The organism is Gloeocapsa sp. DLM2.Bin57 (assembly GCA_007693955.1).
Classification (GTDB): domain Bacteria; phylum Cyanobacteriota; class Cyanobacteriia; order Cyanobacteriales; family Gloeocapsaceae; genus Gloeocapsa.
Genome location: RECR01000122.1, coordinates 1 through 16,990, shown reverse-complemented (window position 1 = coordinate 16,990; position 16,990 = coordinate 1). Strand labels below are relative to the sequence as shown.

Sequence of the window (16,990 nt, the reverse complement as noted above, 5' to 3'; positions counted from 1 at the left end):
TAATTAAAAAAGTGGGGATGGGCATCGCCTCACTCAAAAACGGTCAATCATCTCTGAAGGTGAAAGACAAGAAGCCTACACCATAATCTTTGATTCGGTGTAGGAGTATGTCACTTAAACATCATCAAGGTGCAGTTACTACCAATGGGACTTTCTTTAGCAAAGATGAAGAAAAGCGAGTCATGGGGAACATGGTAGCTGCGGGAAGATTTCTCAAATATAGTCAATGGGAAAATTATGGCACTACCCTAGGAATTAAAGCAAGTAATCAACTAGAAATGGTTACCGCTAGAGTAGAAGGACAACCCAATTGGGAGAATCATTGGTTTTCCCTAACTTGTGGACCGAGATTACTTAAAGCCGGGGAAATTTGGCTCAATCCCCAACAAGAAGGTTTTCAAGATCCCCATATCTTTGACGCAGGATGGCGCAACGCTATCGGGTTTCCTAGTAGCGGTGATGCTATTTATCTAGCTACTTTTCAAAAAATTCTTACCCTAAAAGAAGAAGCAGAATTGATGAAAGCGATCGGTTGTACAGAAGCAATGAATCTCGATGGTGGAGCATCAAGATCTTTAGCTTATCGCGATCGGGTTATTATACCTGCGGGGAGAAAATTAACTAATGTCATTGTTGCTTACGATCGCCTCAATCCTGCTCCTGAATATCTTAAGGATTCTTGGAGACGCTTTCAAAACGGGGAGAGAGCGCAACTACCTTAACTAGGATTCTACCTTAACACCTCGCCAAAAAGCCACATAATTAGCTATTTGCTTGGCTTTTTCTTTGGGTTGGGGATAATACCAAGCTGCGTCTTTATTTTCTTGTCCATTGACTGAGAGGGTATAATAACTCGCTTCTCCTTTCCAAGAACAGATAGTATGAGTATTGCTAGGTTGAAAATATTCTTTATTGACGGAGTCAGGAGGAAAATAATAATTACCTTCCACTACTTGACAGTCATCGCTTTGAGCTAAAATAACCCCATTCCAAGTTGCTTTTGCCATAATTTATCCATCAATGAATCAATATAATCACAATTTACAACAGTTACAGGGCTTAATGCAAGTCCAAGGAATTCTAAGCTTAACTGAATTAAGTCGTCGTAGTGGTATTGACCAAAGAGAGATATATCGCTTATTATATGGGTTAATTGGCAAAATACAAATAGAAACTCTAGTCAAATTAGCTCAAACTCTAAATGTCTCCCTTAATCAGTTATTAGGGGAGTTTTGGAGTCGAGCTGAAGATTACCCCATTTTAAGTCAAAACACAGATAATATTGAAGCTTTAAAAAGAGATTATCAACTACTAGAAAAACAACAAGATAACCTCCAACAGGAATTTCAACAATCGGTCTTAAATATTATCGAATCTTGGCTATTACAATGGCCCACGGTAGTTGCTATCGTTAAAGAAAATCCTAAATTTCCTGCTAATAACTTGATTCCCTTGGTTAAACCCCTAGAAAATCTCTTAACCGCTTGGGGAATAGAAGCAATTGGTAAGGTTGGGGAAGAGTTACCCTATGATCCACAATTACATCAGTTAATGGAGGGAATTATACCACCAGAAGGGATAGTGAAGGTTCGTTATTTGGGTTATCGACAAGGAGAAAAATTGTTATATAAAGCTAAGGTAAGTATTGTTGAATAAGGTTAACAAAGGTATCAGGGATAATCGGCAGATAAATTAAGCGATCGCAACCTGTTGATTTAGCTTGAATTTCTTCTAGAAAACCCGTTTTCTGAGTAAAAAGAAACATAGGTTTATTTAATTCTTCTTGCAATTTAGTTAGATTCGCTTTAACTTGACTTCCCCCATTTTTAATCATTTGCCATTCTAAAAATAACAAATCAGGTTTAAGTTGTACCAAATCAGCAACTGTTTCTAAACCATTACTGATGTTGAGATAATAATATCCTGTATCTTTTAGCAAAGGTTCGAGATGTTCATTGAAAACATTATTGTCAAATATACTGATAATTAATTGTTTTTTTATTTGATTTTTTTGGTTATTAACTATAGTTAAATCATGGATATCAACTAACTCAATTAAACCTTGTTGAATATAGGGAATTAACAAGCGAACTAATTGAACTACATCTTGATCTATTTGCAGGGCTAATTCTCGCAAACTTAGTTTATCAGCAAGCAGTTTTTGTAAAGCTTGATAAGTTTTTGGAGAAGTACGAGATTGTAATTGTTCAGGTTGAGTAATAATAGGAGAGGTATCAGGAGAACGATCGGCGATTCTAGCGGTTTGCCAATGTTGCCACAATTTCCAACCTTCTACAACCACATCATTAGGATCGATTAAGATATTATTGAGAGGGTTAAGTTTTCTCTCTTTTAGTTCATAAATTATTTGTTTACTTTGGGTTAAATCGAACAAAATCTCAGTCACTTGTTGTTTAATCATTTTGAGTAATTGTTCACGACTAATTAACTCTTGATTTCTGAATATACATAAGAGATCGTATTCCCAACAAATAGTACTAGATTGCTCAATAACTGTGTTAACTTTTGCCATTAACTTTCCAGCTACTTCAGGGAAAAACAGATAAACTTGTCTTCGCCAACGACGTAAAGGATGTCTTCCACCTGTTGCGTATAAAACTCGTCCTAGGTAAAAATAGATAACCCATTTATATTGGGTACTATGTAACCATAATTCACCTGTGAATTGAGATTGTTTCAAACTTTGGAATAATTGAATCTGTTTAGAAGCAACAAATTCTTGGATAGGGTTTGAAGGCAATTTTAGTTCAGAGTGATTCACTTATTTATTTTCCTAATCTAAATTTACTTAAAAACGACGAGAGGATTTAACCAACGTAAAATTTCTTGTTTTAATCTAGAAGCATCTCGGGAGAATTCTTGTTTAAACCATTGACCTAAAGCGTCTAGAGGAGTAAAATATTCTCCAGTTTGCCAGTTAAATTCTTGTCCTAGTGGAGTTAAATGATTTCCCGGTAAAACCAACAGAGAGATTAATTGCGTAAAGCGTTCTTGTAGAATAGGATTGAGGGTTAAACTTTGGTCAATATTATCATTAGTAAAACGAATCAACAGATTACGACGGATAGTATAACTTTGGGTAATTAACTGATTAGTTTCTAGAGGAGAAGGTCTAAACTCAAAATTAAGAGTTTGATTAACGTCGATTTGTTCAACTAAAGGAATAGCTTGACGTGCAGGATAATTATTGTAGGATATTAAGACATTCCCTGCTCGTTCAATAGCAAAAAGACTACCAATCAATAAATGTAGTTTACAACCCATACTGTGACCTATACCATAAACGGGTAAATAATCTCTCGGAAGCTGTTTTTTAGCTTGTAATTGTGCAACTAAAGTTTCAAAACGATTGAGCACATCACGAGCGATACTGATATGATCAAAGGTATTGACAAAAGGAGTCGCAATAATCGCGTATCCTGCTTTACCTATTTCTGTGAGTAACCAACGATAGGTTAATTGAGGAGCTGAAGCTACAAAAGCACCACCTAAAAAATGAATAATACCCACTGGTTGTGGTGGTAGCCAAACCCAATTACCTGAAATTTCTCGCCATTCTATCATAACTTGATGCTATACCTATTAATGCTATAGTAATAATTTGAGTTCAATATTAATTATATTAGTTTCAGTTTAAGGGTTGTCGATTTAAACCACCACCAGGAGTCTATCTATTAATGTCGAGTAGAGGAGAATCGTTATTTTCGATATATGTCTTAACCTATAATGAAGAAATAGATATAGCAGCTTGTTTAGAATCGGCGTTATTATCAGACGATGTAATAGTTATAGACTCCTATAGTAGCGATCGCACCCTAGAAATTGCCCAAAATTATCCTGTTAAAATAGTACAACATCCCTTTGAGAGTCACGGCAAACAAAGAACATGGATGCTTAAAGAAGTTCCCACCAAGTATGAATGGGTGTATATTCTCGAAGCTGATGAGAGAATGACTCCAGAATTATTTAAAGAATGTCAACAAGGGATAGAAAATCCTGAGATTATCGGTTATTACGTTGCCGAAAAGGTGATGTTTATGGGAAAATGGATTAGGTATAGTACCCAATACCCGCGCTATCAGATGCGTTTGTTTAAAAAAGATAAAGTTTGGTTTACCGATTACGGACACACGGAAAGAGAAGTATTTTCTGGAGCAACTAGTTTTCTGAAGGAAGCTTACCCCCATTATACCTGTAGCAAGGGGTTGAGTCGTTGGCTAGAAAAACATAACCGTTACTCTACAGACGAAGCTTATGAGACAATCCGTCAACTAGAAGGGGGTAAAATAATTTGGCAAGATTTATTCTGGGGAAAGTCTGAGATAGAAAAAAGAAGGGCTTTAAAAGATTTATCTCTCCGTCTTCCCCTGCGACCTTTGTTACGCTGGTTATATATGTATTTTATCCTAGGAGGTATCCTCGATGGTAAAGCGGGTTTTGTTTGGTGTACTTTACAAGGGTTTTATGAATATCTAATTTTATTAAAAGTAGAGGAAATTAAACAAAAATAATCATGAATGTCAGCACAGAATTAAGCGAAATAGAACAAGAAATTCAACAGAGACGCAATTTTGCGATTATTTCTCACCCAGACGCGGGTAAAACTACCTTAACAGAGAAAATTTTACTCTATGGGGGGGCAATTCACGAAGCTGGTGCAGTTAAAGCGCGTCGAGAACAACGGAAGGTAACCTCTGACTGGATGGAAATGGAACAACAACGGGGTATCTCTATTACCTCTACAGTGTTGCAATTTAGCTATAGAGGATTTCAAATAAACTTATTAGATACTCCAGGTCACCAAGATTTTAGTGAGGATACCTATAGAACTTTAGCAGCTGCTGATAATGCGGTCATGCTAATCGACGCAGCTAAAGGGTTAGAACCACAGACGCGTAAGTTGTTTGAAGTGTGTCAACTGCGCTCCCTCCCGATTTTTACCTTTGTGAATAAATTAGATCGTCCCGGGAGAGAACCTCTAGAGTTACTAGATGAAATAGAACAAGAACTCGGATTAGCTACCTACGCAGTTAATTGGCCCATCGGAATGGGCGATCGCTTTAAAGGAGTATTCGACCGTATAACCGAGGAAATACACCTGTTTGAGCGTCAACAACACGGGAGTAAACAAGCAACAGATACCATCATTAAATTAGATGATCCTCGCTGTGAAGAACTCCTAGGAACAGAATTATACTATCAACTGCTAGAAGAGTTAGAAATACTTACAGAAGTAGCCCCAGCTTGGGATCTAGATAAAATCCACCAAGGTAAGATGACACCTGTATTTTTTGGTAGTGCCATGACTAACTTTGGGGTGCAATTGTTTCTAGATAGCTTCTTAAACTACGCACTCTCTCCCTATGGTCGCAAATCATCCCTAGGTATAGTCAACCCATCCTATCCAGAGTTTACAGGGTTTGTCTTTAAACTCCAAGCCAATATGGACCCCAAACACCGCGATCGCGTCGCCTTTATTAGGGTATGTACGGGCAAATTTAGTAAAGATATGACCGTAAATCACGCGCGCACAGGTAAAAACGTACGTCTATCACGTCCCCAAAAATTGTTTGCACAAGGGAGAGACTCTGTAGAGGAAGCTTACCCAGGAGATGTCATTGGTTTAAATAACCCTGGAGTATTTGCGATCGGCGATACTATTTATCAAGGTAAAAAGATAGAATACGAAGGAATACCCTGCTTTTCTCCTGAATTATTTGCCTATCTGAAAAATCCTAACCCTTCTAAATTTAAATCCTTTCAAAAAGGAGTCAAGGAATTACAAGAAGAAGGAGCAATTCAAATTATGTACTCAGCGGATGAGTTTCGTAAAGACCCTATTCTCGGTGCAGTAGGTCAACTACAATTTGAAGTAGTACAATTTCGCTTGCTCAATGAATACGGTGTGGAAACCAATTTAGAACCCCTTCCCTATAGTTTGGCACGTTGGGTAACCAATGGCTGGGAAGCTTTGACAAAAACAGGTAAAATCTTTAATACCATGACAGTCAAAGACCTCTGGGGGAGACCTGTAATTTTATTTAAAAATCAATGGAGTCTCCAACAAGCCATAGAGGATCATCCTGAGTTAAAATTAAACGCTATCGCACCAGTAGGATCAGGAATACAACCAGAAGCAGAATAAGATGGAAACACCAAGAATTGTTGATATATTGAAACAGGGTCAACCTAACCAAGAGGTTGTTATGCAAGGGTGGATACGCACCAAACGAGAATTAAAAGAGTTTGCTTTTTTAGAAGTTAATGATGGTTCTTGTTTAGCTAATCTACAAGTAATTTTAGCCCCAGAATTACCAGATTATCCCGAGTTAGTAAAACAACTCAATATCGGCAGTTCTGTACAAATAACAGGAGAACTAGTAGAATCACCTGGAAAAGGACAAAAAATCGAACTAAAAGCCCAATCAGTAACAATATACGGCAATTCTAACCCAGAAACCTACCCCTTACAAAAGAAACGTCATAGTTTTGAGTTTCTGCGCACCATCGGACATCTGCGATCACGTACTAATAGTATAGGTGCAGTAATGCGTGTTCGGAACGCCTGCGCTCAAGCTATCCACGAATTCTTTCAGTCAAGGGGGTTTCTTTGGGTTCATACTCCTATTATTACCGCTAACGACTGTGAAGGAGCAGGAGAATTATTTACAATTACTAGTTTAGATCTAAATAATCCCCCCAAAACACCCTCACAAGAATTAGACTATAGTCAGGATTTCTTCGGACGTCGTGCTTATTTAACCGTTAGTGGACAATTAGAAGCAGAAGTAATGGCTTCTGCTTTTTCTCGTGTCTATACCTTTGGTCCTACTTTTCGCGCGGAAAACTCCAATACTTCCCGTCATTTGGCTGAGTTTTGGATGGTTGAACCAGAAATGGCTTTTTGTGATCTCCAGGGAAACCAAGATTTAGCCGAAGCTTTTCTCAAACACATCTTTAAAACTATCTTAGAAAAATGTCCCGAAGATTTAGCCTTTTTTAATCAACGTATCGATAATAGTGTAATTGCTACCGCTGAAAATATCGTCAATAATGAATTCGCACGGATAACCTATACAGAAGCGATCGCCTTACTGGAAAAATCTGACCGCAAGTTTGAATATCCCGTAGAATGGGGAGTAGATCTACAATCAGAACATGAACGCTATCTAGCGGAAGAACTATTCCAAAAACCCCTCATCGTCAGAGATTATCCCGCAGCAATCAAAGCTTTTTATATGCGTCTCAACGATGACCAAAAAACCGTCGCAGCCATGGATATTCTCGTACCTAAAATCGGGGAAATTATCGGAGGATCACAAAGAGAAGAACGTTTAGATGTACTAGAAACCAGAATACTACCAGAAGCCATCGCCGAGTTATGGTGGTACTTAGACTTACGACGCTATGGAAGCGTACCTCACTCAGGTTTTGGTCTAGGTTTTGAAAGATTGGTACAATTTATGACAGGAATGGGTAACATTAGAGATGTTATACCTTTTCCCCGAACACCTCTAAGTGCAGAATTTTAAGATTAGTTTAATCTCTAAGAGTAAGTACTTATTGGTATATTTAAATACAGCAAGCCAAATAAATAAGGTATCAATTTATGCTATCTCTGGAACAACCTAAACAAAGTACTGATCAACAAGAGAAAACCTTTAACCGCATTCTGTTGGTAGAAGATGAAGAGTTAATCAGAGAGATGGTAGTTTTAGCTTTAGAAGAACATGGTTATGAGGTAGTTACTGCTACTGATGGACGTAAAGCCTTAGATTTACTCCAAAGTCAGGAAATTACTACAGGAGAATTAACTCTAGATTTGATGATTCTAGACTTAATGCTTCCCTATGTGAATGGTTTAGATATCTGTCGGGTGTTAAGATATAATGGCAATACTATCCCCATTCTTATCCTTAGCGCCAAAGGAAGTGAAGGCGATCGCATTACTGGATTACAAATCGGTGCAGATGATTATCTAGCTAAACCCTTTAGTATGGGAGAATTAATGGCGCGTTGTGCAGCTTTAATTCGTCGTCACCGCTATGGCGCTGTTTTTCCCTCTTCTCAACGACAATTCGGGGAAATAACCATTTTTCCTCAAGAATGTCGTGTCTTACTGCGCGATCAAGAAATTAATTTATCCCCCAAAGAATTTAAACTGCTAGAATTGTTCATGAGTTATCCTCGCCGAGTTTGGTCGAGAGAACAACTGATTGAACAGATTTGGGAACCTGATTTCTTAGGAGATACCAAAACTGTAGATGTGCATATTCGTTGGTTACGAGAAAAATTAGAAAAAAACCCTAGTCAACCTGAGTATTTAATTACGGTTCGTGGCTTCGGTTATCGTTTTGGCTAACGGTAAATGGTATCATTAATTACTTTTTTTTTAGGTTTAATTATTGGGATAGGTATATATTATTGGCAAATACATCGATTTAATCTTCGTCTTCAACAAATTTTAAATTTATTATCGGATCAGGGGGATAATATGATCGCTTTACCCCTGATCACTAAAGTACGTCGAGAAATTGTCCAACTCCAAGAATCATTGGGGGAACAACAAGAAGAGTTAGACGCATGGAAACAATTATTTAATCAAATACCCCTCGGTTATCTCCAAGTAGATCAAGATAATCAGGTCCTCTGGTGTAACCAAAAAGCCCAAACAATACTCAGAATTACTGAGTGGAAATCAGATCAGTTAAGTTTATTATTAGAGTTAGTCAGATCCTATGAGTTAGATCAGTTGATTGAATCAACCCGTTACTCTCAAGAAAATCAGGTCAAAACTTGGCAATTTTATCCAGGGGATAATCAAGATCATAATCAATCCCTTTGTTTAAAAGGTCATGCTTTCCCCCTCTTACATGGAGAGGTAGGAGTATTTATCGAAGATGTTCAATTAATCTTTGCTGAAACTAAACGCAGAGAGCAAGCTATCTCAGACTTAACCCACGAGTTGAGAACTCCTTTAACCTCTATCGCTTTAGTAACCCAAACCCTAAAAAAACGCTTAAACGATCCTGAAAAACGCTGGATTAGTAAAATGCACCAGGAAATACAACGCTTAATCACCTTAACAGAAGAATGGTTAGAAATTAGTCAACTCAATGAAAATCCCGCGCAACACCTTAATTATCAAACTTTGTTATTAGATGAGTTAATTCTCATTAGTTGGTCTGTGGTTGAACCCTTAGCTGAGCAAAAACAGGTTACACTAGACTATCAAGGAAGTAAAAATGTCTCTATTGAAGGCGATCGCTGTCGCTTAACCCAAGTTTTGATTAATTTATTTGATAATGCTATTAAACATAGTCCCGAGCATAGTAAAATATTGCTTATAGTGAATCTTCTTCCTGAGTTATTAGAAATTAATGTTATAGATGCAGGTAAAGGATTTGCTAGTGAAGATTTACCCCACGTTTTTGAACGACTTTATAAAAGCGATCCCTCACGTTCCCGACAAGATCACACCCAAGGAAGCGGTTTAGGTTTAAGTCTAGTTAAAGCCATAATTCTAGCCCATCAAGGAGAAGTAAAAGCCTATAATCATCCAGATACTCAAGGAGGTTGGTTACAAGTTATCCTACCTCGGCTGCAAGTGAGTTAGGGTGTAGGGGAAAGAATTAAAAATTAAAAATTAAGAATTGAGAATGAGGCAAAAGGGAATAAGTGGTATAGTATTGAGTAACACCGTTCCACCTAATATTAGACAGAGCTATAATTAAATCTAAAGCCGTGTGATTAAACCCTAACTCCTGTGATTAACCCTTACTACAGAAAAACATCAACTGTAGCCACCCCACTAGAACGTTGTCTGAGAAGAGTTGAACAAGATGTTTTACGTATGGGTAGTTTAGTAGAACAATCTTTTCGCTTAAGTCATCAATGTCTCTTTGAAGGTTATTTAGATGCAGCTGAACAAATTATTAAATTAGATAAAGAAATAGACGCTTACTATCGTAAAATTGAGTTAGACTGTGCTTTAATAATGACGACACAAGCCCCCCTAGCACAGGATTTGCGCATACTTACAGCGTCGATGCAACTAGTCAGGGATTTAGAGAGAATCGGTGACTACGCCCAAGATTTAACGGAAATAGCCATTAAACTTCTTTCCTATCCTCCCCATCCTCTCTTAGGGGAAATTAAACAAATGTCCTACCATGCGCAATTTATGTTATCTACTAGTTTAAGTGCTCTAGCTAGTTTAGATGCAGCCACAGGATTAGGAGTTAAACAACTTGATGACGTGGTAGATGACGCCTATGAGCTATTGTATCAACAATTAGCTTATCAAGAGATTAGGGGTTGTGTCGAGCCTATTTTATTATTAACTCTGACTATCCGACATTTAGAACGCATGGCAGATCATAGCACTAACATCGGTCAACGAGTTAACTATATTGTCACTGGTTATCGAGGGTAATCTTGATAGCAATCAGGCTTTGCACTACCCCGAACTCGTTAAGTCTGCGAACTTCTTTTCTCAGGTTAGGAAAAAGGGGAAAAGTGTAACTTATGAAACAATTTTCCCCATGATGTCGAAAGAGCCAAAATTATACTTATTAATCTAGAGGGAGAATTATTCGACGATGATTTTACCTACCATTCCCGCTCCTCTATGAGGTTCGCAATAATAGGAGTATTCACCAGGGGCTAGATCAGCAGGAAAAGTGGTTTCATATCCCTCTCCTGGAGAGAATAATAAGTTTTTCTGAGATAGTGATTTAGCTAAGTCAGCGTTTACTTTACTAGAATCAAAGACAGCGTTATGAGGAGCTAGCTTATTGTTGACCCATTTAACGGTATCACCTGGTTTGATAGTAAGTGTTTCCGGGACGAATTTAAGTTGTCCATCATCAGATCCCATTTTCACGGTATAGGTTTCTGCAGCAGCGGGATTGATGGTAGTAAAGAAACTGACTACGACTAGAAAAACGGTTGAGATGATTAAAACCAGCTTTTTGGACATTGTTGTTACCTTGCAATAGTTTTGAGGGAGAAAATGTCTCCTATGAACAATATTACTATAGAAGTTTGACACTGTGTCATTTGACAAAAAGATTTTCTGTTGTTGACACTATAAAATAATCGATTACAATTATTGAGGAGAACCAGCAAATGAAAAGAATTATCGTGGCGATCGCTTTAGCCATTAGTATTTTTACCGTTACTGCTCCTGCTTTAGCGGGAGATTTAGCTAATGGAGCAAAAGTCTTTAGTGCTAATTGTGCAGCTTGTCACGCGGGTGGAGCGAATGTAGTTAACGCTACCAAAACTCTCAAAAAAGCTGATTTAGAAAAGTACGATATGTACTCCCAAGAAGGGATTATTAACCAAATTAACAAAGGTAAAAACGCTATGCCTGCTTTTCTAGGGCGTTTAACCCCTGAACAAATCGAAGACGTGGCTAGTTATGTTTTAGCTCAGGCTGAGAAAGGTTGGTAAATTGATTAGGAGTAGTTGTGATGCTTGAGTTAAAACTTGATGATGCTGTTATGACTCAGCGCTTAGGTAAGTCTCTAGGACAACTACTACCTATTAATACTGTTTTATTATTAGATGGGGAATTAGGCGCAGGTAAGACTACTTTGGTACAGGGTATTGGTTTAGGGTTAGGTATTACTGAACCAATTGTTAGTCCTACTTTTGCCATCGCCCAAGAATATTTCGAGGGGCGAATTCCCCTTTATCACATAGATTTGTATCGTCTTACCCCTGCAGAAATCAGCGAACTTTATTTAGAGAATTATTGGGAAGCGATAGAAGTTCCTCCAGGTGTTACTGTGATTGAGTGGGCTTGTTTACTTCCTTATTTACCTGCTAGTTATCTAGCTATTAGTCTAAAAGTTATTCCTTCAGGTGGACGTTTAATTACTATAGAGCCAGCGGGTGATTTTTCTGAGTTAGATTTAAGTAATCTTGACTGCTCAAATTAGGATATTTGGTTCTCCCAAATGGTTTGAAAATATTCATTAACTAATGGTTCATCCACTAAAATCCATAATCTTTCGGCTGGTTGTAATTCGGGAGAATAAGCTGGCAAATGTTTCTTATCTCAAATGGAAAAGAAAAAGCTAATTTAGGAGTTAGGTTTTAGGTGGAACGGTGGAACGGTATTCCCTATTCCTTTCTTCGGAATTCTCCCCATCTCCCCACACTCCCCCCTCTCTTGCCTCTTGCCTTATCTCATTTTTATCGTAAATATTCATCGGAATTTGATGTGACGCTGCTGAATGTGGGTTGTAATATTTCTATCTTTGAGAAATCCAAGGTTTCTGCCAAGAATTTCCCCCAATCTCTAAACCACCAACAGAACTGCTAGCTTCAACAAGACAATTTCCCTGACGAGTTCGTAATTTTAAACTCAGAAAGCCCTTCATCGTATCTTGACAACATAAAACTAATCCTTGTTCTGTCGGAACAAATACTTGAGTTCCAGGTAAATCCGTAGTCCCTATTAAATTAACTTGAAAGTGTTGATTAATCGCTTGCATCTCCCATCTTCCCCAAGTTTGAATCTGCCAAGAAATTTGAGAATTCCAGGGGACAAATTCATAGAATTGACCACAATAATGAATGCCAATCATGCCAACTTCTTCTACAATACCGAAAACTTTTCGTTTACCACCACCGGCAGTCAAGGATAAGTCTGTTTCTTCAGTAAAACTATTGCAATTTAACCAAAACCATTTTTCAGGGAACGAGCAACCCCAGTTTTTTTCACTATAGGCGGGTGCGTCTTTAAATTGATAGTAATCTCCATTCCATTCAATCCAACCACTTGCTAATCCATGTGCCATCAAAATTTGCCACCCTGGTTCAAAAATAGGGAGGAAAGATAACCAACCGGCTGTAGATTGGGCAGAAAAATTAGGATTTCCCCAACCATATTGAGGTTTAATGCTATAAAGCCAACGACAGGATTTATTTTGTCCAGGTATGTGTAGAGAACCCTGATGCAAAGTAGCAGTAACTTGATAGCCTTGTTCAATATATTGTTCAAAATCGTCAACTGGTAAAAGTTGAGGTCTAATATTTAAAACTGTTTTTCCCCAATGTACTAGTTCTAAATCAGATGGAGATGCCCAGAATTTTTTTAAATCAGGAAAAGTACGACAAATATATTGATCATTTGGTCCTAAAATTTGAGCCAAGCCTCCACTATGGCGTTGTCCTCCTCTGGGTTCTTGAATAGAATACATGAAGGCAAAATTTTCTTGGATTTCTGGTAAAGTAATTCTCAAATACCATCCTTCAAAAAACTTCGTGCTTTTTCCGTCCCAATGATAGCCACTATGTGGGGTTTTTAGAAGATTATTCGCATTTAAAATATTCATAGGTTTTAAGTTTTGTTAATTAGTGGGAATAAAACTACCTAAAGGGAACAGAATATACTCTAAAAAAAATAATTTCCAAATAAATTGATAAAACTGAGTAATATCTGATTGGATAGCAAGATCTACCCTACGACTCTTCCACCAGAGACACCCTAATAATATGAGATGATAACCAACTAAATAAGGAGTATTGATTGAATCTAAAACAAAAAAACCAGCAGCAATCATACCGAGATAGCAGAAAGTAATGACCCACAGAGTAATAGTAAAGATATTTGATTTGCCTAAAAGCAGTGTAAATGTTTGAATCTGATATTTTTTATCTCCTTCTAAATCTGGTACATCTTTAAAAATAGCTATTGCTATGGTAAACACCAGTATAAAAATAGTTAATGCCCATAAGGATAGAGATAAGCCTTCTTTTGCTCCTAAGGTTTTACTGAAATGTAAAAATAGACCTATATTAACAACAATTCCTCGCACGGTCAAAATGCAAAGAGCTGCTAATAAAGGAAATTTTTTTAAGCGAATAGGTGGACAAGAATATGCTGTACCTATCAATAAACTGAGAGCAACTGTTATTAATAACTCTTGTCCTAAACTACCAGCTAATAGAATTGCTAATCCTCCAGTTATAGCAACAATCCACTGTCCTTGCTTTAAAGAAAGCTCTCCGTTAGCTAGAGGAAGACCAGGTTTATTAACTTGATCTATTTCCACATCGTAAAGTTGATTTAATCCAACAATATAAATGTTTCCAGATAAACAAGCAATCCATACTCCCAAGATTTGCTCTAAGGTTAATGCGGTAATTGGCTGATAACTTTTTGCTAAGACCAAGAAATAAATAGCAAAAACACTTAATGTAGTACCGATAATTGTATGAGGACGAGAAAATTTCCAAAAACTATACAGATAAGACATGATTTTTGATTTTATCCCATTTTAACGGATCTGTTTCATTAATCAAATCTTCAGTGTAGTATTTTATTCTTACAACTGGTTGCGGATAAAATGGTATATAATTGGCTATAGTATCTAATAAACATAAAAGTTACTTATACAATACAAAAAAATGTTATTGAAAACCTTTAAGTTAAACCTTAATCCTCAGATCTAAGTAGTGTAATGATTAACAAATCCATTGTATAACAATGTAAATAATCTTGTCTAGGTACTTAATATAACCCTTAAAACTCATGGAAAAAGATTTAGCAACCAAAATTCAGCAATTTTATGATGCTTCGAGTGGTTTGTGGGAACAAATCTGGGGCGAACATATGCACCATGGTTATTACGGTCTTGATGGTAAGTTGCCTTTAGAGCGCCGCCAAGCTCAAATTGAGATGATTAAAGAACTATTAAAATGGTCCGGATGCCTAGAAAAAGAGCACTGGCCCCAAAAAATTTTAGATGTGGGCTGTGGAATTGGAGGAAGTAGCCTTTACTTAGCCCAAAATTTTGCAGCACAAGTAATCGGAATTACCTTATCTCCTGTACAAGCTACTAGAGCTACAGAAAGAGCAGCACAGAATGGATTAACTACTCAAGTTCAGTTTCAGGTGCAAGATGCCTTAAAAATGCCCTTTAAATCTGATAGTTTTGACCTAGTCTGGTCACTAGAAAGCGGGGAACACATGCCAGATAAAAGGCAATTTTTACAAGAATGTTATCGAGTTTTACAACCAGGAGGACAATTAATCTTGGCTACCTGGTGTCATCGTCCTATTGACTCTCAGCCTTTAACTAAAGATGAAAAAAAACATTTAGAGAAAATTTATCAAGTTTATTGTTTGCCTTATGTAATCTCTTTGGATGAATATAAAGATATCGTCGAAAAATGTGGATTTAAAGAGGTACGTAGTGATGACTGGTCAACTGCGGTAGCTCCATTTTGGGATGTGGTAATCGATTCAGCAATTAAGCCACAAGCTTTAATAGGACTGATTAAAGCAGGTTGGCAAACGATAAATGCTGCGCTATCTTTAAGACTAATGAGTCGTGGTTATCGTCGAGGATTAATTCGCTTCGGGTTAATCTCAGCATATAAATAACTTTGATTAACCTTTTAATATGGATATCGCTTATATTCATTTTTATGTTGAAAATATTACACAAACAAGCAACTGGTTTCAAGAAAAGATTGGCTTGACTTTTTTGGGTAAATGGGTGAAAGACTCTACAGTAACGGAATTATTAGGCAATAATTCTGTATTATTTTATATCTCTGCTCCGTTGGATTCTTTAAGTCCGACGGCAGATTATCTAAAAATTCATCCCCCTGGAATTGCCGATATTGCCTTTTATGTGAAAGATATACTAGCTTTTTTGAATCAAACTAAACGCCTTGGAGTGGAGATTATCCAAACTTATTTCTCTAATGAAAAAGTTTTACATGGGCTAAAAATACAAGCATGGGGTTCTCTTTCCCATACTATTATTCAAAAAGCTTATCCAGAAAGATTGGTGAATAATTTTGTTAAACCTCAGTTAATGATTACGGGGATTGATCATCTAGTTTTAAATGTACCTAGTCATCAATTTGATACCGCAGTTTCCTGGTATCAAAATCTTTTTAATTGGAAAATTCAGCAAACATTTGATATTAAAAGCCATCGCTCTAGTTTATACAGTGTAGCTTTAGTTGATTCTCAACAAAAAATTCAGTTTAACCTCAATAAACCTACTTCTGCTAATTCCCAAATACAAGAATTTTTAGAGATTAATAACGGTGCAGGTATTCAACATATTGCCCTTCAAAGTAGCAATATTTTTGAAACAGTCAATCAAATGAGGAAACGAGGACTCAATTTCTTAAGTATTCCTAAAGCTTACTATACTCAATTGTTAGAGCGATATCAAGGGATAGTTCCTACTCTCAAGAAAGAAGAATGGCAACTTTTAGAAAAGCAACAAATTCTCTTAGATTGGACAAAGGATAATCCCGAATCAATGCTAATGCAAATTTTTAGTCAACCTATTTTTAACCAGCCTACTTTCTTTTTGGAAATCATTGAAAGAAGAAGACAAGTACAAGGATTTGGAGAAGGAAATTTTCAATCTTTATTTGAAGCTATAGAAAAGGATCAATTTGTCAGGAGGAAGCGTAAATAGTTAAAGCTTTTGGGTTTACTAATTTTGACAGTTTTAGAAGAAGAATTTTACTTAACTGGTATTTTTCTTACTAATTTAGCATATTTAGCTCACGGGGTGACACAGAAGTCCTGATGTAGACAGGGTATGGGGTATCGGGTGTGGGGTGTGGTGAATTTATTTGGCGCTATTCAACGATATAGAAGTATTTTTCTCCTCAAAGAGACCAAAAATACCATAAATGGAATTTTAAATTAAATAATCCGTTGACTTTTTTCCCTACACCCTACCCCCTACACCCTACCCCCTGCCTTGAGTTCAACCTTGTTGTCACCCCGTCAGGAATTCTTGTCTTAACCTTCTACTCGTACCACTTTTGAAATTGTTGACTAATTTACTTAAGGTGATGTTGGGATGGTATTGAAACAGTATATGTATATGTTCCGACTCCCCATTAAATTCTATTAACTTACAATCCCATTGCATCATTAAAGATTCTACTATCTCATGTAACCTTTCTAAAGCAG

Annotated in this window: 18 protein-coding genes and 1 pseudogene; 12 read left to right on the top strand and 7 right to left on the bottom strand. The window is 37.0% G+C overall.

What is annotated here, in order from left to right; all coding sequences use genetic code 11:
• The first annotated feature begins 107 nt into the window (after positions 1 to 107).
• Positions 108 to 722 carry a phosphodiester glycosidase family protein gene (locus tag EA365_15610; protein TVQ42284.1) on the top strand — a complete coding sequence of 205 codons (615 nt, stop codon included), beginning with the start codon at positions 108 to 110 and terminating at the stop codon, positions 720 to 722.
• On the opposite strand, the gene EA365_15605 is transcribed toward EA365_15610, so the two are convergent.
• A complete protein-coding gene (locus EA365_15605; GenBank protein TVQ42283.1) occupies positions 723 to 1,007 on the bottom strand; it encodes a DUF427 domain-containing protein in 285 nt (94 codons plus the stop codon).
• A gap of 13 nt (positions 1,008 to 1,020) precedes the next feature.
• Here EA365_15605 and grpE point away from each other — a divergent pair, with 13 nt between their 5' ends.
• Positions 1,021 to 1,656, top strand: a complete 636-nt coding sequence (grpE, locus tag EA365_15600) for a nucleotide exchange factor GrpE (GenBank protein ID TVQ42282.1) — start codon at positions 1,021 to 1,023, stop codon at positions 1,654 to 1,656.
• Here the strand turns inward: grpE and EA365_15595 are convergent.
• Both EA365_15595 and EA365_15590 read right to left on the bottom strand, forming a co-directional pair.
• Entirely contained in the window at positions 1,634 to 2,782 is a 1,149-nt protein-coding gene (locus tag EA365_15595; GenBank protein ID TVQ42281.1) for a DUF4388 domain-containing protein, read from the bottom strand. The two genes, grpE and EA365_15595, sit on opposite strands and share 23 nt — an antisense overlap.
• Before the next feature lie 23 nt (positions 2,783 to 2,805).
• Positions 2,806 to 3,582, bottom strand: a complete 777-nt coding sequence (locus EA365_15590; GenBank protein ID TVQ42286.1) for a DUF1350 domain-containing protein — start codon at positions 3,580 to 3,582, stop codon at positions 2,806 to 2,808.
• A gap of 116 nt (positions 3,583 to 3,698) precedes the next feature.
• Between EA365_15590 and EA365_15585 the strand changes: the two genes are divergently transcribed.
• The 6 genes from EA365_15585 to phoU all read left to right on the top strand — a co-directional run bounded on the left by EA365_15585 (position 3,699) and on the right by phoU (position 10,456).
• Positions 3,699 to 4,532, top strand: a complete 834-nt coding sequence (locus EA365_15585) for a glycosyltransferase family 2 protein (protein ID TVQ42280.1) — start codon at positions 3,699 to 3,701, stop codon at positions 4,530 to 4,532.
• Positions 4,533 to 4,534: 2 nt separating this feature from the next.
• The gene (locus tag EA365_15580) at positions 4,535 to 6,166 is read left to right on the top strand and encodes a peptide chain release factor 3 (GenBank protein ID TVQ42279.1); all 1,632 of its coding nucleotides are present in this window, start codon (positions 4,535 to 4,537) and stop codon (positions 6,164 to 6,166) included.
• 1 nt (position 6,167) lies between these two features.
• The gene (locus EA365_15575) at positions 6,168 to 7,553 is read left to right on the top strand and encodes an asparagine--tRNA ligase (GenBank protein TVQ42278.1); all 1,386 of its coding nucleotides are present in this window, start codon (positions 6,168 to 6,170) and stop codon (positions 7,551 to 7,553) included.
• 77 nt (positions 7,554 to 7,630) lie between these two features.
• Positions 7,631 to 8,383, top strand: coding sequence for a DNA-binding response regulator (locus tag EA365_15570; protein ID TVQ42277.1), 753 nt, complete (start codon positions 7,631 to 7,633; stop codon positions 8,381 to 8,383).
• Positions 8,384 to 8,389: 6 nt separating this feature from the next.
• Positions 8,390 to 9,637 carry a PAS domain-containing protein gene (locus EA365_15565; GenBank protein TVQ42276.1) on the top strand — a complete coding sequence of 416 codons (1,248 nt, stop codon included), beginning with the start codon at positions 8,390 to 8,392 and terminating at the stop codon, positions 9,635 to 9,637.
• A gap of 150 nt (positions 9,638 to 9,787) precedes the next feature.
• Positions 9,788 to 10,456: a phosphate transport system regulatory protein PhoU gene (gene phoU / locus EA365_15560; protein TVQ42275.1), complete on the top strand. Its 669-nt coding sequence runs from the start codon at positions 9,788 to 9,790 to the stop codon at positions 10,454 to 10,456.
• Between the two features lie 156 nt (positions 10,457 to 10,612).
• On the opposite strand, the gene EA365_15555 is transcribed toward phoU, so the two are convergent.
• Positions 10,613 to 11,002 (bottom strand): plastocyanin, encoded by a 390-nt coding sequence (locus tag EA365_15555; GenBank protein TVQ42274.1) that lies wholly within the window; start codon positions 11,000 to 11,002, stop codon positions 10,613 to 10,615.
• A gap of 149 nt (positions 11,003 to 11,151) precedes the next feature.
• Between EA365_15555 and EA365_15550 the strand changes: the two genes are divergently transcribed.
• Together EA365_15550 and tsaE are read left to right on the top strand one after the other, a co-directional pair.
• Positions 11,152 to 11,478: a cytochrome C6 gene (locus tag EA365_15550; protein TVQ42273.1), complete on the top strand. Its 327-nt coding sequence runs from the start codon at positions 11,152 to 11,154 to the stop codon at positions 11,476 to 11,478.
• A 20-nt stretch (positions 11,479 to 11,498) separates the two neighbouring features.
• Positions 11,499 to 11,969, top strand: coding sequence for a tRNA (adenosine(37)-N6)-threonylcarbamoyltransferase complex ATPase subunit type 1 TsaE (gene tsaE / locus EA365_15545; protein ID TVQ42272.1), 471 nt, complete (start codon positions 11,499 to 11,501; stop codon positions 11,967 to 11,969).
• Between the two features lie 315 nt (positions 11,970 to 12,284).
• On the opposite strand, the gene EA365_15540 is transcribed toward tsaE, so the two are convergent.
• The gene (locus tag EA365_15540) at positions 12,285 to 13,364 is read right to left on the bottom strand and encodes a tocopherol cyclase (protein ID TVQ42285.1); all 1,080 of its coding nucleotides are present in this window, start codon (positions 13,362 to 13,364) and stop codon (positions 12,285 to 12,287) included.
• 21 nt (positions 13,365 to 13,385) lie between these two features.
• On the bottom strand, positions 13,386 to 14,294 hold the full coding sequence (locus EA365_15535; GenBank protein TVQ42271.1) for a homogentisate phytyltransferase: 909 nt from the start codon (positions 14,292 to 14,294) through the stop codon (positions 13,386 to 13,388).
• A gap of 275 nt (positions 14,295 to 14,569) precedes the next feature.
• Here EA365_15535 and EA365_15530 point away from each other — a divergent pair, with 275 nt between their 5' ends.
• Positions 14,570 to 15,424, top strand: coding sequence for a methyltransferase domain-containing protein (locus EA365_15530; GenBank protein TVQ42270.1), 855 nt, complete (start codon positions 14,570 to 14,572; stop codon positions 15,422 to 15,424).
• A 19-nt stretch (positions 15,425 to 15,443) separates the two neighbouring features.
• Positions 15,444 to 16,484 carry a 4-hydroxyphenylpyruvate dioxygenase gene (hppD, locus tag EA365_15525; protein ID TVQ42269.1) on the top strand — a complete coding sequence of 347 codons (1,041 nt, stop codon included), beginning with the start codon at positions 15,444 to 15,446 and terminating at the stop codon, positions 16,482 to 16,484.
• A 321-nt stretch (positions 16,485 to 16,805) separates the two neighbouring features.
• Here hppD and EA365_15520 read toward each other — a convergent pair.
• Positions 16,806 to 16,990 (bottom strand): annotated as a pseudogene (locus tag EA365_15520) (transposase).